The 229-nt window shown below is 71.6% G+C and carries 1 pseudogene; it reads left to right on the top strand.

The annotated features are described in order from the left end of the window. Nucleotides 1-229, top strand: a pseudogene (locus AC0IW9_RS32225) (hypothetical protein); the annotation flags it as partial.

Here is a 229-nt window from a genome sequence, read left to right as displayed (position 1 = left end):
ACCGTCGAGGGCGGCGTCCGCCTGGTGCTGAACGGCGGCGCCGGCTTCGCCACCGCCACCGGCGGCAAGGCCGCCGATCTCTTCTACGCCGGCACCGGCGGCGGCGACTTCACCGGCGGCGCCGGCCGCGACACCTTCGTCTTCGAGCGCACCGACGGCCACGTCACCATCGAGGACTTCACCTCCGGCACCGACAAGCTGAAGTTCGTCGGCCTGACCAAGGCCGATA

This window comes from Belnapia sp. AC561, from assembly GCF_979252845.1.
Note: the sequence above shows the minus strand (reverse complement) of the source record. Positions and strands in the feature narration are given on the sequence as shown.